The organism is Lamprocystis purpurea DSM 4197 (genome assembly GCF_000379525.1).
Lineage (GTDB): Bacteria > Pseudomonadota > Gammaproteobacteria > Chromatiales > Chromatiaceae > Thiodictyon > Thiodictyon purpureum.
The window spans coordinates 31,749-47,031 of sequence record NZ_KB902386.1 but is presented as its reverse complement, the minus strand read 5'-3'; the positions used below and the strand labels follow the sequence as shown (position 1 = coordinate 47,031).

11 protein-coding genes are annotated in these 15,283 nt (G+C 66.3%); 7 read left to right on the top strand and 4 right to left on the bottom strand.

What is annotated here, in order from left to right:
• The first annotated feature begins 438 nt into the window (after nt 1-438).
• From A39O_RS0104640 to A39O_RS0104610, 7 genes are all read left to right on the top strand, one after another.
• Nucleotides 439-804, top strand: a complete 366-nt coding sequence (locus tag A39O_RS0104640; protein WP_020503538.1) for a hypothetical protein — start codon at nt 439-441, stop codon at nt 802-804.
• Nucleotides 801-1,115 carry a hypothetical protein gene (locus A39O_RS0104635; RefSeq protein ID WP_020503537.1) on the top strand — a complete coding sequence of 105 codons (315 nt, stop codon included), beginning with the start codon at nt 801-803 and terminating at the stop codon, nt 1,113-1,115. The genes A39O_RS0104640 and A39O_RS0104635 overlap by 4 nt, the downstream gene beginning before the upstream one ends.
• Nucleotides 1,116-1,342: 227 nt before the next feature.
• Entirely contained in the window at nt 1,343-1,489 is a 147-nt protein-coding gene (locus A39O_RS40320; protein WP_157639628.1) for a hypothetical protein, read from the top strand.
• A gap of 25 nt (nt 1,490-1,514) precedes the next feature.
• Nucleotides 1,515-2,630, top strand: a complete 1,116-nt coding sequence (locus tag A39O_RS0104625) for an MBL fold metallo-hydrolase (RefSeq protein WP_020503535.1) — start codon at nt 1,515-1,517, stop codon at nt 2,628-2,630.
• Nucleotides 2,631-2,832: 202 nt separating this feature from the next.
• A complete protein-coding gene (locus A39O_RS0104620) occupies nt 2,833-3,933 on the top strand; it encodes a helix-turn-helix domain-containing protein (protein ID WP_020503534.1) in 1,101 nt (366 codons plus the stop codon).
• Nucleotides 3,917-4,063, top strand: a complete 147-nt coding sequence (locus A39O_RS40315) for a PIN domain-containing protein (protein ID WP_020503533.1) — start codon at nt 3,917-3,919, stop codon at nt 4,061-4,063. The genes A39O_RS0104620 and A39O_RS40315 overlap by 17 nt, the downstream gene beginning before the upstream one ends.
• A gap of 39 nt (nt 4,064-4,102) precedes the next feature.
• Nucleotides 4,103-5,188 (top strand): Fic family protein, encoded by a 1,086-nt coding sequence (locus A39O_RS0104610; protein ID WP_020503532.1) that lies wholly within the window; start codon nt 4,103-4,105, stop codon nt 5,186-5,188.
• A gap of 231 nt (nt 5,189-5,419) precedes the next feature.
• Here the strand turns inward: A39O_RS0104610 and A39O_RS0104605 are convergent, their stop codons facing one another.
• The 4 genes from A39O_RS0104605 to A39O_RS0104590 are packed head-to-tail and all read right to left on the bottom strand — an operon-like array spanning nt 5,420 to nt 15,186.
• Nucleotides 5,420-7,510 carry a DEAD/DEAH box helicase gene (locus A39O_RS0104605; protein ID WP_020503531.1) on the bottom strand — a complete coding sequence of 697 codons (2,091 nt, stop codon included), beginning with the start codon at nt 7,508-7,510 and terminating at the stop codon, nt 5,420-5,422.
• Nucleotides 7,507-8,820 (bottom strand): BREX system ATP-binding protein BrxD, encoded by a 1,314-nt coding sequence (brxD, locus tag A39O_RS0104600; RefSeq protein WP_020503530.1) that lies wholly within the window; start codon nt 8,818-8,820, stop codon nt 7,507-7,509. Before brxD ends, A39O_RS0104605 begins: the two co-directional genes overlap by 4 nt.
• Before the next feature lie 3 nt (nt 8,821-8,823).
• The gene (gene pglZ / locus A39O_RS0104595; RefSeq protein WP_026199168.1) at nt 8,824-11,508 is read right to left on the bottom strand and encodes a BREX-2 system phosphatase PglZ; all 2,685 of its coding nucleotides are present in this window, start codon (nt 11,506-11,508) and stop codon (nt 8,824-8,826) included.
• 3 nt (nt 11,509-11,511) lie between these two features.
• Nucleotides 11,512-15,186, bottom strand: a complete 3,675-nt coding sequence (locus tag A39O_RS0104590) for a hypothetical protein (RefSeq protein ID WP_020503528.1) — start codon at nt 15,184-15,186, stop codon at nt 11,512-11,514.
• Nucleotides 15,187-15,283 lie beyond the last annotated feature (97 nt).

Sequence of the window (15,283 nt, the reverse complement as noted above, 5' to 3'; positions counted from 1 at the left end):
AGTTATCCACAACGATCCACAGGACCACCGTGTTTCCAGGGATCGAGCACCGTGTTTTGAGGGACGGAGATACCGTGTTTTGAGGGATCGAGCACCGTGTTTTGAGGGACCGAGCACCGTGTTTTGAGGGATCGAAGCCCTTGCTCTGAAGCATCCAACAATATGATATATATTATAAAAAAACGCACCAGCCAGGCTCTTAGTATTTCTTAGTGCTTTTTAAGTCTTAAGAAGAGTATTGCGGCAGTGGCCGCGCGAAGATGTTCAAATGACAACGCAGAAGAAAAAAACCCAGGTGCCGGGCAGGCGCTTTTTTGTCAGATCATCACGGGATCGTCCGGACCGAGACGGTGAGCACCAGAACTCGTCCACCGGCCCGTCTGCAACGTGTAACCTACACTGTCAACCGATACGCAAAGTGAGGTATTCAAGGCGTCCATGTCTCCAGACTTCAACCTCGGCGATCTCGCCATCCTGCAACGCTCGGCGTTCCACCCCGAGTACAACGGTGCCCTGGCCGAGATCGTCGCCCCCGAGCAGTGGCGGGGGTCGCTGACGCCTTCTCGATGCCCCAGGCCCGTCCAGCGGCTCTACAGGGTCCGGCTGATCACGCCAAAAGATGGCGAACTGGTCTTCTCAGCGGCCCGTTACCAACTCCGCCCCCTCGATGGCGTGGAGTTCGAGCGCGCCTGGCCTCTCGCGGCAACCGAGAGCCGGTGTCGTCGCGCCCTGGTTCCGCCATCCGATCGCGACATTGACGACCAGTGCCCGCGGGCAGGCGCTGTAGCGGAGGTCAGTTCATGACCCTCCCGGCCAACGTCGCTGATTTCGGCTGGTTTAGTGCGGGTTACGCCGTGTTCGGAGCCGAGACCAACGATCACGATTTCTACCCGCCGCTGGACGACGACGAAGCCCAGCGTCACTGGCTCGCCGGGTTCAGCGCCGCATGGGTGGAGTGCCCCGATGACGCAGCGATCGAATCGATCCTCAACGGCGACTGGCTGGGTGGGGAGTCGGTCGAGGAGGCATTGGTGCGGATTCTGGAGGGCCGGATGGAACTTCTGCGCCAACTGTGGGCGCATGGCCTTGGTAAGGTCGCGCGGGTGACCCATTGATGCATGCGTTGGCGGTCCTTGGGAGTCCTCGGGAACCTGGGATCGTTCCGCCGCTGCAGGGTATCCATCCCCGTCGCGTCGCGGCTGCGTTGGTCAGGGTGGGGGCTGAGCGACAAGGGCTGGAGGCAACCGAGACCCCGATGGTGATCCGCGATGTTGGAGTCGGGCGCCGAGATCCCGCGTGCCTTGCCTTGGCCTTGGGACCTGAACCAACGGGTGTCGTATCCGTGAACTGGATCGAATTCCGGACCATTGGCCATGACGTGCACCGCGAAATCGCGATGGCGCACCAGGGGCACCCGCACGGCAGGACCGGCCGCGTCGTCCTGGAAAAGACCGGAATTACCAGTGACGGCGACCCGCACCGGCGTTGAACCATTGACGAAAGACTGACCAGCCATGTCCACCGACCCTGCCGTCACCTTCGAGGCCCTGCCCGCCAGCTACGGCGATGCGCTGCTGGTGACCTGTCCGGTACCCGGCGGCGCCTGGCGGCTGCTGGTGGATTCCGGCCCGTCAGTTTCGTGGCCGAAGGTGCGCCAGCGCCTGACCAAGCTGCCAACTGCCGCCGATGGCACGCGGTACATCGACGTGGCGATCGTCAGCCACATCGACCATGACCACATCGGCGCCGTGCCGAGGTGGTTCGACGATGCCAAACTGGCGCTGCGTTTTGGCGACATCTGGTTCAACGGCCGGCGGCACCTGGGCGCTGTGCCCCGCGCCGTCGGCGAAGGCGAAGCGCTCGCCGCCCTGCTCGGTGCTGCCGACCGCGAGTTACCCTGGAACCGCGCCTTCGGCGGGGAGGCCGTCTGCATCTACGGCGACGGAGGCTTTGTCGAAATTCCGGGGCCGCCCGACCACCCCCGACTGACACTGCTCTCGCCCACGCCGAAGCAGTTGGCGAAGCTGGCCACTGTGTGGAATGCCGCGCTGGAGCGACTACACCGCGGCGAGGCCGACACCGAGTCCGAACGGACCCACGGCGCCGAAGCCCTCGAACTGAGCCGCAGTATGGAAACCCTGGACCTGGACGCCTTGGCGGCCCACCCGTCGACCATGGACACGACGCCGCCCAATGGTTCGAGCATCGCGCTGCTGCTGGAGCACCGCGGCGCCTCATTGCTGCTGGCTGCCGATGCCTTTCCCAGCGTGCTCGCCAGCGCCTTACGGAAGTTGGCCAAGCATCGCCGCGTGCAGTCCCTCCAAGTGGACCTGTTCAAGCTCAGCCACCACGGCAGTCGCGGCAATCTGATAAGCGAGCTGCTCAGCGTCGTGCAGGCCAAGCACTACGCGGTCAGTACCGACAACACCCACTTCGGTCACCCCGACGACGAGACGCTTGCCCGGGTCGTGCTGCACGGGGGACCGCAGCCGGTGCTCTGCTTCAACTACGCGACGGCGCGCAATCTGCGTTGGGCCGACCCAGAGCTTCAGCAGAGGTACGGATTTGCGACCCTGTACCCGGTCGCTGCCACGGCGGGCGCGGTGCTGCGACTGCGGGGCTCACCGTGAGATGGGACCAGGAACCTGGCCGAGTAGCGCCAAGCCGCGCTACCAGCCCACTGATTGAGACGCACGACCCAGTTATGCCGTCATGCCGTCGGCATCTCTTCGACCCGTCCGCCAGACCCGGCAGGCACATCGACGCAGGAGCGCCAAAGGTTTACACTTCGTAGGATTAGCCAGAATTTGTAAACTTACGAGGCCGAGCGACATGATCGGACAGCGGCTCTTACGCGCCCGCAAGGCGGCTGGTCTCTCGTTGCGCGAGTTGGCGGAACGGACCTGCGTGAGCCACACCGCCATCAGCAAGTTCGAGAAAGGGCTGCTGACGCCATCCTCGGGCCAGTTGATCGAGTTCGCCAAAACCCTTGGCGTACGCGGCGAGTTTTTCTTTCGCCCGATGCAAGCGGAGATCACCGGGGTCGAGTACCGCAAGAAGGCATCCATGCCGAAACGCCTGTTGGATCGCGTCCACGGCGATGTCCTGGACCAGGCCGAGCGTTGGCAGGAACTATTGAGTCTGTATCCCGATTCGCCGATCGAAGCGTTCGCGGTGCCGCGTGGTCTGATCGACACGATCCACGAGGAAGGGCAGGTCGAGACGCTCGCCGAGGGACTGCGCCAAGCCTGGTCGCTTGGCGCGAGCCCCATTCCGGGCTTGATCGATACCCTGAAATCAAAGGGAGTTCGGGTCATTGGGACCGATGCCGACGACCAAGGCAAGTTCGACGGCTTGGCCGGAACGGTCGACGGCGTACCGCTGATCGTGGTCGGGCGCCACTGGCCAGGGGACCGGCAGCGCTTCACCCTTGCCCATGAACTGGGGCATCTGGTCCTCGCCGGCCGCGTCGTCTTGGAGCGACCAGGCGTTGACGCCAATGCCTGCATCCGTGGCGACCCGCTGGAGCGCTTGTGCAACGGTTTTGCCGGCGCCTTTCTGATGCCGCGCCAGGCAGTCATTGGGCATCTCGGCGCACATCGCCGTCGCTTGGAGCCGAACGAGCTGGTACTGCTCAAGCATGAATACGGCCTGAGCATGCAGGCTTGCCTGTTCCGCGCCCTGGATGCAGGAGTGATCGACGCCGCGACGCACCAGGGACTATTTCGCCTGTTCAGCGAGCGGGGCTGGCGCAAACAGGAGCCTGGTGCACCCTATCCGCCCGAGGAGACGATCCTCTTCAAACAGTTGGTCTTCCGTGCCTTAGGGGAAGGCTTGGTCGGTGAGTCGAAGGCGGCCGAGATCTTGGGAGTACCATTAGGGCAGTTCCACCGCCAACGCAAACTGGAGGCGGCGGGTGCGGCTGCTCATTAGCGACGCCAATAACCTCATCGACCTTGAAGACGCTGAGCTGACCGCGCTGCTGTTTCGTCTCCCGTTTCGTGTGATGATGCCTGACCTTCTGTTCTTTGACGAGCTCGCCGCCGAGCAGGGCACACCATGAGTCTGCATCCAAAGCCGAGCCTTACAGTGCGAAACGACGATGCCGAACGCCCCTTTTGACCGCGACCGGCCCTTCAACGACCTGCCGCCGCTGCCGCCGGCCGTTGAGCTGGAGACGCCGCGGATTCTGAAGAAGGCCATCGCCGCCCACCGGGTGTTGGCGGAGTTGAAGGGTCTGGCGAAGCTGATCCCCAATCAGGCCATGCTGGTGGACGGCATCGTGTTGCAGGAAGCGCGTCTCTCCTCCGAGATCGAGAACGTCCTGACCACCAACGACGCACTCTACCGGGCCGCGGCGGATGAGCGGGTCGCGACCGACCCTCACACCAAAGAGGTGCTGCGCTATCGCGAGGCCCTGTGGCATGGCTTCCGCGCGCTGGAACACCGGCCGCTGGCCACCAACCTGTTCGTCGAGATCGCCGGCATCATCAAAGAGTCCGACATGGGCATCCGCCGAGTTCCGGGGACCAAGATCGCGAATGGCCTGGGGGAGGTGATCTATACACCGCCCGAGGGGGAGGCGGTTATTCGCGACAAACTGGCGAACCTGGAGCGCTATCTGCACGCGCAGGACGGGACCGACCCGCTGGTGAAGCTGGCGGTGCTGCATTACCAGTTTGAGGCCATCCACCCCTTCCTTGATGGCAACGGCCGCACCGGGCGTATCCTGAACATCCTATATCTGGTGGACCAGGGACTGCTGGAACTGCCGGTACTCTACCTTTCCCATTACATCATTCACCACAAGTCAGCCTATTACGACGGCCTGCGGCAGGTCACCGAGGCCGGCGATTGGGAGACCTGGGTGGCCTATCTGTTGGACGCCGTGGAGGCCACCGCCCGCCAGACCCAGGAGCGGGTGTTGGGCATCCACGACCTGATGACCCAGGCCCAGGCGTTGGTGGCCGAGCGGGCGCCGAAGATCTACAGCAAGGACTTGATCGAGGTCGTCTTCATGCATCCCTACTGCAAAATCCGCTTTCTGGAGGAGCGCGGCATCGCCAAGCGGCAGACGGCTTCGGTCTATCTTCAGACCCTTGAATCGCTGGGTCTGCTCCGCGGTCAGCGTATCGGGCGGGAGCTGTACTACATCAACGAGCCTTTGTTTCGGTTGCTGACCGCCTGATCGGGTCGGGCGATGTGTCGATAAATATCAATAATTTCGACGTATCCGAACAAGCTGTCGATCGCATCGACAGGTTCCCGGCCCCTCCGCAACCGGGAGGACGCTGGTCCGCCGCGCGGACCGTTCACCGCTGGCCAGAGCATGATCAACGCCCGTGCGGGATTTGGTAAGGAGGGGCAGTCCGGCCCTTCCACCTACCCGGAGCTGCCCCGCGCCAGGTTTTCCCGCCGTTCAGGTGGTGGCCGTCAAGCGAAAGCGCCGAACCGGTTGGGTGAGGACCGCTCCAGCTCCCTGCGGGTCGGTCAGACGCGCCGCCAGCGCCTCCCGCGCGAGTGCCTCGGGCAGGCAGATGGAAAACTTGAGTTCAATTTGATCCATCCATGGCTCCCATGACACCGCGAGCGGCTTCGCAGTCCTTGCAGCCAGGGCCGTGATCAGCCCCTCGTCGGGCTCCCGGGCCAGGGTGATGGCGAAGTTGTCGAGTCGTTTCACTGCCGTTCCGGTCTTGTCGAGCAGCTGCACCAGTACGGCATTCGCAGCGAACCCCGCGAAGGTCCACCACCGCGTCACCCCTTCGTCGTCAGTGACCAGCGACGTGTACCCATCTCCGCAGAATGGAAGCTCTTCGCGAATCTCGGTGAGCCGCGCGCTGGCGCGGCGGGATAGGGTGACTCCGGGTTCGACATCAGCGAGGACGCCCCGCACCGCCTGGCAGAGGGCGAAGCCAAGGGAGCGGGCACTGCCGACCCAGCGGGTCCGGCCCTGACTGGGTGAGGGTTCCACCCAGGCGATCCGGCGGCCCCAGTCGACCGAGGTGACGTGCCAGCCGCGCCCACCGAGTTGGAGGACAACCGGTTTGTCGTCCTGCCGGCGAAGGCTCAAGGGGTCGACGCTACCAAGTTCCGCGCGTCCGTAACGTACCTGAACCTGTACCGGCGAGGTGAACACCGAAAGGATTTCCAGAAAGTTGCGTTGCCCGAACGCCTGCTCGCCCCGGGGTCCGAACCACAGGACGCCCGCGTCCTCCCACAGGATCTCTTCCCGGGTCAGGTGTGCGAGCGTCTGGTCCACGATCTCGCCGGGGATGCCACGAAAGGCGCCCTGGATCGCCTCGCGCATCTCCGGCGCTCTGGCACCGCGCTGTTGCAGGACCATCGCGAGGAGCTGCTGGGCGACCACTTGGTAGGGCCTGGGCGGCGGCGTCACCGGCTCGATGAAGCCCTGGCGCCACAGGGTCGTCAAGCCTGTCGCGCATAACAGGGCTTCATCGGAGGTTGCCAGGAACAGACAGTTGCGCAGTGCCCCCGGCCGGCGACCTGTCCGACCCATGCGCTGCAAGAACGATGACACCGTGGCCGGGGCATCGATCTGGATCACCCGATCGAGGTCGCCTACGTCGATCCCCAACTCCAGGGTGCTGGTGGCGACGATCGCGCAGTCGGTGGCCTCGCCGAAGGCACGCTCGGCCTGTCGGCGCTCCTCTACGGACAGCGAACTGTGCGAGACGAAGACCTGTATCCCCGCGACGCGCAGGGCCCCTGCCAAGGCCTCGACACGGGTCCGGCTGTCGCAGAAGATGAGCCGCTTCTCGCCGCGGTGCAGGCGCGAGATCACCAGGGCAGCATTCTCCAGGGTCCCGACGTAATCGATCGTGACGTCCGCCTCTTGGGACGCGCTCCCGCTGCCGACCACCCGGCCGCCACGGCCGAGCGTGAGCCAATCGAGCAACACATCAGGGTTACCTACTGTGGCGCTCAGGCCCAGGCGCTGGAGTCGCCTACCGGTCAGGCGTGTCAGGCGTTCGATCAGGGCCAGCAGATGCCAGCCGCGGTCGTCGCCCGCGAAGGCGTGCAGCTCGTCCACCACCACTGCCTGGACGTGCCGGAAGAGCAACGCGCGGTCAGGGTCCCGAGAGGTCAATATCCCCTCAATGGACTCCGGGGTAATTAAGAGCAGGTTTGGCGGGTCTGCCAGCAGGCGCTTGCGGGCACTCGCCCCCAGGTCTCCGTGCCAGAGTCCCACGCGCCGCCCGACGAGCCCCAGATAGCCCTCCAGGCGGGGCGCCAGATTGTTGAGCAGGGCCTTGATCGGGCAGACGTACAGCACGCTGAGGCCCGACCAGTCCTCGGTCAGCATACGGGACAGGAGCGGCAGTACCGCGGCCTCGGTCTTGCCGCCGGCCGTCGGGGCGAGCAGCAGCACATCCTCGCCGTCCAGGATCGGCCCGATGGCGTCGATCTGCGTCGGCCGGAGCGTCGCCCAACCCAGCGAGTTGACGACGTGATACGCAAGCGCCGGGTGCAGGCGCTCGAACGGGGTCACGTCGGGAGCTCAATGTCATCGACGCCGCGGGCCACGCGTGCGGACCGCTCGGTCGGGGTCAGCTCGGTATCCGAGACGGTCAGTGCGTAGTGCATCCGGGGGTTGAAGTCGTGGAACTGGTCGATGCGGTCCAGTACATCGGCCACCAGCTTCTTGAGGTAGAGTCGTGGGGCTATACCCACCTTGCCGCCGAGTTGGCCGGTTACGGCGGCGGCCAGATCGGCGATGTAGGCATCGTCCGCCAGGGACCGGATGCGCTCCGACACCAGTGATTGGCGCGCGTAGAGGTCCCGCACCTTGCGGCCAACCTCGCACAAAGCATCGAGCCCGAAACCCGGCAGTCGGACCTGGACCGCCCTCGGGTTGTCGAATCGCGTATCGGTGGCAAAGTCGGTATGCAGCCGTTGGGCCAGCGGGGGTAACCGCTGCGCACCCTGGGGTCCATCGAAGAAGGCCGGCGTCCCGGTGACGAGCAGGTAGAGGCCAGGGAAGTGTCCCGCATCGATCTCATCAAGCCATTGGCGCAGGGCGTTGAGTCCCTTGTCGCGGGTGTCCCCGCGCATCCTTTGCAGGGTCTCCACCTCGTCGAGCACCAAGACCAGCCCGGCATACCCCGAATCCCGCAGGATGGTCAGGAGTCCCGTCAGGAAGCTGGTGGCGCCGAAATGATCGATCGCCCCCTGGATGCCCGCCACACGTTTCACTGCTGCGGCGACGGTCGGCTGCCCGGCGACCCAGGCGATCAAGCCGTCCGCGGTCGCCGTCTCCTCATGCAGCAAGGCCAGGCGATAGGCCCGCAGGGCGGCCGAGAACGCGGGCGCGACCCGCGTGATGGCGGCCAGGCGTTGCTCCATCAGGACCTCGGTAGCCTGGACCAATGCGGTGGCATCCGCCGGATCGATGCGGCCATCGGCCAGCACATCCTGTTCAAGGGTATAGAACCAGCCGTCGATGACGCTGTGAAAGGCCCCGTCGCCGTCGCTCGTGGCCAGCCGCTCACATAGTCGCCGATAGACCGTCTCCATGCGATGGAGCGGCGTCTCGGTCTCCGATGCCTGAACCTCGGTTGTCGCGAAGCCGCGTGCCCGGGCATGCTCCGCAAGCCAGCGGCCGAAGAAGGTCTTGCCGCAGCCGTAGTCGCCGCGGACCGCCTTGAAGTGGCCCCGCCCCAGGCGGATCGCATCAAGCTCTTCGCTGACCGTCGGTTCAAAGCGCTGGAGGCCGACGGCCAGCAGGTCCAATCCGGTCTGCGGCACAGTGCCGCGCCGCAGGGCGCCGATGACCTCGCCGAGACGAGAGGGGGAGGGCATGCGTTAAGGACCCTTCAGTTGGAACTGGACATCAAGTAGTCCGCGGTTGAACTCGACCTCTCCCGCCGCCTCGTCGATGGAGACCACCGCCGCCCGGTCGACATTGAGGACCCGTCGGATCGCGCTGAGGAATCCCCCGATTCGCACCAAAGGCATTCCCAGGCGCTGGGCCAAGGCAGTCTTGCCGAGTTTCCCACCGCGGCTGTCCAGCGCGAGCAGAAAGCGTCGCAGATCCTGGTCGGTCGGGGCAATGCGTGCCGCGAGTCGTTTCTGCTCAGCATAGACCGCAGAGGCGAGGAGTCGCTCCACCCACCCATCGTCGGCTGGTGGCGTTGCCAGTGCCAGGAACAGATCGCCCTGCGCCAATGGGACCTTCCGCCGCTTGCCCGGTGGGATCGGGGGTGTTTCGGTCGGCACCGCCAGACCCATCGCGGGCTCTGCCTCCAGACCTGGCGACGGCGCCGTCTCCCACCACTGCGGCAAGGCCGGCGGGAACAGTGTCCAGCCGGCCACCTCCTGTGCCGCCGACACCAGGACCACCAGCGGCACCAGCACCTCCTGAGGTGTGGCCCCGCCGTGGTAGCCATTTTTCTTACAGGCGTACCTGACGCCTTCACTCCAGGGTAGGATGACCCGCGCGTACCCGCCCGGCGCCAGCACCCGGCCACCGCCCAACTCGATTTCGTCCGTCGCGCTCGGCCCTGGACCACGGCGCCAGCGATCACCGTCCTCATGGCTGCGCAGGGTGGTCCCCTCGTCCAAGACGTGGCCATGGTCGGCGGTGATCACGATGGCGCGACCGGCCAGCCGGGCCTCATGGAGCAAGGGGCCGAGGAGGCGTAGGTCGTCCACCGACCAGGTCTGGTGCAATTGGTCCGACCCGCTAAGATGGTCGTCCACGGCGTTGTAGACCACGCCCACGACCCGTTGGTCCCGTGCCCGGAGTGCCTCGCGAACCGCATCGGACAGACCGCTGCCGTCCCCGAGTTCTGACTTGTGGAAGAGCAGGGGTCGCGCGGTCGGCCGGGAGACGGCCAGGAGTGCCGGATGCGTGCTGAAGCCTGACGTCTCCTGGGACGCGTTGCCCAGGGTCAGTCGCCCGCACAGCAGGCTGGTCCTGGACGACTCGGTCACCGTCGGCAGCACGGCGACACCCGCCACTGCAGGCAGCCCCCCTGTCGGAGCCACCGCGGTCCAGCCCAGCGCCGTCAGGCTCGCCGTGAGGGCACGCAACACCGGGAGGCTCATGCCGTCTGCCACCAGCAGGAGCGTTGGACACTGCGCGGCCAGGGGGGCGAGGACCGACCCGATGATCCCCTCGACCGGCACCAGTCCCGCTCCTTCCGCCGCTGACCCCGCCGCATTCCAGGCCGGCAGCAATTCCGCAAAGCGGCCGTTGAGTCGCTCGCGTCTGGCACGCACAGCCAGGGCCAACCCGGCATAGGCCGCGGAGAGCTCGCCCAAATCATCGCCGCCGAGCAATGTCATCCGTGCCCAGTCCACGAAGGAACCTTCTTGCGTATAGGACTGAGCCGCGGCCGGGAAGTCGCCCGGCGTGTCTTCGGGGCTGGCCAACCAGCGCAGGAGCCGCAACGCCATCTGCACCCGCGCGCAGCGCGCGCCTTGATGGACGGCTTGGCCGTGCGTGAGGACTCGCGCCGCCGCTGCTTCCACCTGGGCAAGTTGCGGCGCCCGCGGTGTCGGCACCGCGGTTGCGAGGCTCTCCGCGTAGCGCCCGAGTCGCGCATCGAAGCCCGCCTGCAGGCAATCGCTCGCCTCGGCCGCCGCGGTCAGCCCCAGGTCCGCGAGGAGTACGTCGGCGCGGGCGAGCAGCGCGCGCACGCGGGAGCGGTCGTTCAGACGCGCCAAGGCAGCAACCGCAGCCTCGGCCCATCGCTGTCCCCCCAGGGGTTCGACCCGCTGACCCTCGGTGAAGCGCTCCAAGCGCGCCGTTGCCGCCGACAGGGTGGGGTCGGCCTGTGCGCCCTCGCGGAAGAGCAACTCGCACAGGAGCCCTAATGGCAGGCAGTCTGCACCCTTCCCGGCGACCACACAGGCGATGATCGGCCGGCCCGCGGGTCCGGCGACCCCTGCCACCCAACCGGCTAGGTCGGTCCGCATCGGGTCGGCGAGCGCCTGCATGCGGGCCGAAGCGTCCTCGCGTAGCGTCCACTCCACCAGCGCCAGCGCATCCGGGCGCGGGTCGGTAATACCCAGCGACAACCCCAGCACCTGCTGCCACGCGGCGTCCGCACACAGGAAGCCGCCGGGGGCGGGTGCGTAGCCCGCCGCCGGCGCACGCTCGACCAACAGGTCCGCGATCCACTTGAGCTTGCCGAGCCGGGGGTCGATGTCTCGGGCCTGGAACAGGTCACGTACCAGCTCCCAGCTCTGAAGCCGGAACACCCGGCCGCGCGCGAGGCGGGCGAGGATATCGGCGCCGAGCGCCTGGTCATTCGCGTTGGTGAGCAGGATCAGTCCCTCGGTGCCGGGGTCACTGGCCAAGAGTGCTTCGCGCGCTGCCAGTGGGGAGTCGCACCAGGCGAGTCGAAAGTCCCGGGCGCGGACCCTGATGCGCTCCGGCCAGGCCCCCGGACGCGCCGCCTGGATCCCCAGGATCCGAGCCTCGGCGTCGTGCGCGAGCACTGCCGACACCTGCTGTTCGATCTGACGGGTGCTTGGGACCACGGTCTAGTCGTTATCCGGGTTGCTGATTCGCCACTCGATGTCGAGCAGGGCGTCGGGGTGATCGGTCATTGCACCCTGAAGCTGGCTCAATATGTCGCGCGCGGCTCCGCCGACGAGGCCTACCCTTTTGTCCTGCGTGATCAATCGGCCTTTCGGAGGGGGCGGAGGTGGGGGAGGGGGCGGCGGCGGAGGCGGCGGAGGGGCTTCACTCAAGAGCCGGATCGCCTTGCCCCGTTGCTCGTCCAGCGCGGTCTTGAGGGCGATCGCGTGCTCATCTGCGGTCAGCACCTCCAAGACCCGCCCCTTGATACGGGTCGCCGCGGCGGCACGGCGGTCGCGAAGCTGCCAAGTGGCCTCGAAGAGTGGCCAATCGGCGGTCCGGATGGCTTCCTCAATAGTCTCGACCTTCGACAGGACGGCCGCCATTGCTGCCGTCGATGTCTGCACTGGTGTCTCGGCCAAGGCCCCGACCCGATCTGCGCTATTCGCCGCCAGCACTTTCTCCACCATGGCCAGGGCTGACCGGGCCGTCGCCAGTCGCGGCGCTTCCTCGACCGGCGTACCCAGTGTCCGCAGCCGCTGGTCCAGCACCGCTACGAGCCGTTGCAGGGGTTTGCGTAGCGGCTCCGTAGCCTCGGTGAGATCATCGACCAACCTGGAGAGATTGGCCGCGTTGCGTCCCTGCGCCTCGACCTTGCCGAACAGGCTCGCCATCCGTGCCACTGCCTCCGCCCACTGGTTCGCGGGCGGCAGCGCCTGTTGTCGCAGCTCGCACTCGTCGGGGATACGCTCGATCGTCGCCTTGACCGGGGCCGTGCCCAGGAAGAAGGAGCGGTCGGTCTGATCCGCGTAGGCGAGGATGACCAGGTTCTGAAGTTCGACCGGCAATCCCATCGGGTCCGGATCGTCGATCCAACCCCGGAGCTTGCGCACCGTCAGCGGCGGCAGGGTCGTGCCGTCGGTGGACCCCTGGCCCCCGCCTTCCTGCGCGTGCTTCTGGTGCAGGTGAGCGCGCCAGTGGGAGCCCAGCACGAAGTGGGTGTCACCCATGTGCCCGAGCTTGAGCGGATCGGCGACGCACCGCACCAGGGTACGCAATGGCTTGTCGGCAACGAAGGCACGGTGGTCCTGCTGCTGCACCGCCTCTTGCAGGACCCCATAGACCTTCTGCGCCACGGCGGGGCGCACCTCGGTGTCAAAGCGCGGGTGTGCCGGATACTGGTGGCTGAAAATCTGATCCAGCAGCGCCTCGAACGCGGCCTTCAGGTTCGAGCCGACGGGGACGCGCGGGGAGAAGGTCGGATCAAGGGTGCGGATCTGCTCACCCGGCGCCAAGACCAGGTCGGCGGCGTCCCGGGGCTCGTTCGCGATCCCGTAGGCGACCTCCAGGCATTGCCGCAGGCGCTGCTGCAATTGGCTCTGCTGATTCTTCAGGAGCGCCTTGGCCTGGGCCTGATCCACCGCAGACAGGTGGCCCGCACATTCCCCCAGGCGTTCGCCGGTCAAAATGGCGTCGATACGCACCAGGGTCCAGAGATCTTTCTGGGCCTTCTGGCTCAGGAAATTCGGCAGCCAGGCGACGGTCTGTGCCGCCCCCCGATAGCGCTGGAGCCGCACGATGTCGTCCTGGGGCGTGAACCCCGGGTCATCGAACGGGAAGTCCAGCAGCAGGGTCCAGGCCCCCTCGCGCCCGCGCAGCCGACTGTCCTCGATCAGCTCGCGGATGTTGTCGAAGACCACATCCACCTCGCGGCGCGTCCCCCGCCAGGTGAAGCCGTAGGTGGAGAACAGGTCGTTCCCCTCGGGGATGCCCAGCTCACGAAACAGCATCTCGCGAACCTTGCGCCGGTGGTTGCCGGGGTTATCGTACGATGCGGCGTTTTCCAGGATGGGCGCCACATCGACTCCGGTCACCTGGATCGAGAGGATCGGATTGAGATCCTCGCTTACCTTGATCTCGCCGACCTCGGCGGCCCACTCCCGGCACCGGGTGAGGACGATCTGTGCCTCCCGGCCCGGGATGGGTGCCTTGATGGTACCGTGGTTCAGCGCCGCCAGCCGCTGGGCGGTCAGCGCCCGCAGGGATTCGACCTCGGGTACCAAGGCCGCCAACAGCAGCGTCTTGAGGAGACGGGCGTCGTTCTTCAGGCGCAACGCCGCGTCGGCCGCGGCCACGCCGGCCCGCACGTCCTGCCAGGTGACGCCGTGGCGACGCTCCAGCATCGGCAGGAGCTTTTGGTAATAGAGCCGCTTGCCATTGTCGAAGTGCAGCCGCATCGCATCCGAGAAGGGCTCGTCGCCCTCGGCAATGACGTCGAACAGGTCACCCACCGGGATGAGCTGGCCCAGCTCCAGGTCGGCGCGCCGCTCCACCAGGAGCTGCTGCATGAGCTTGAGCGCGGTCCGCTCGCGTTGCAGGACCGAGGACACGGCGATCAGGGTCTGCACCAGGGCCGGGCTGAAGGGGTAGACCTGGCGGAACTCCTGCCACTTGCCCTCGTCGGTGAGGAGTGTGGCGGAAACGTCGGAGCGCAGCCCCTTCAGCGCATCAAAGGCGGCGTCGATCTCGGCGCGCGCCTGCTCATCAATGGGCCGCAGGATGCGCCGTTGCGCGATGACCGGCAGGTTGCGGTCCTCCAACCGGATCTTCTCGAAGCGTGCCTCCCAGTATTTCAGGGCATCGGAGAACTGGAGTTGGAGCGATCCGGCGAGGTTCTCGCCGACCAGCTCCCGCAGGTCGCGTTGGCGGGCGACAAAGCTCACCAGGGGGACCGGCCGGTCCGCATGTTGGGCCTCCACCAGCTTGGAGAGCTTGGCGCCCTCGCTGCTTACGAAGGCCAGGTCAGCGGCCCGGCTCGCCAACCAGAGAATCAATTCGTCGAGGAACAGGATCACCGCGTCATAGCCTAGATCCCGGGCGTGTTTGGAGAGGACCGCCAGACCCTGGTCCAGCGGCAGGAAGGCCTCCCCCTGCACCCCGGCCGCCGTCTGGTAGGAACGGAAAAAGGCGCCGATGAGGTCACCCACCAGGCGAATCCGCTCATTCCCGTCGGGGGCTTCGAGCCTGGCCGACGCGTAGCTTGTGGTGGTCCAGCCCCCCGCGAGCCCGCCCCAGCCGGACTGCGTGCCCGCGGCCGTCTCGTTCAGCGCCGCCAGGAAGGCCTCGTCCCCCATGCGCGCGCGCATGGCCTCGGCGTCGTGAAACAGGTGTTCGGCCAGATAGAAACCGGGTATGGGTGCCTGCGGGTGCAGCCGCCGGACCTGCTCGGCGTAGCCGCCCAGGATCGCCGACTCCAGGTCGTTTGCCCCGATCATGTGGTAGGGCACCAGCAGGAACCGCCGACCCTCGGTCCAGTCGTTGTGGCGTGCGACCACCGGGGCGAGTTCCACAATGGAGCGGGCGCGCGGATTGCCGGCCAGTAGCAGGTTCAGGACGGCCATGAAGTGGCTTTTGCCCGAGCCGAAACTGCCGTGCAGGTAGATCGCCTTGCTGACCCCGCGGGCGATGGCGTTCTGGATATTGCCCAGGGCCTCGTCGAAGCAACGCACCAACTGCTCGGTGACCACATAGTCATCAAGGGTGCGCTCGGCGTGGGCCACGCCCTCGGTCAGGTGCAGAACGAAGTCGCTCTGGTGAACCCGTTCGGGGATCTCGATCAGGTCGCGTAGCAGTGTCATTGATGCCTCCCTGGCGAAGGGGTAGTGGGGATGCAGGCTTATGGAATCATACCACTCGGCTTGTCTTCCTCCCCTCTCCCATCGGGAGAGGGGCCGG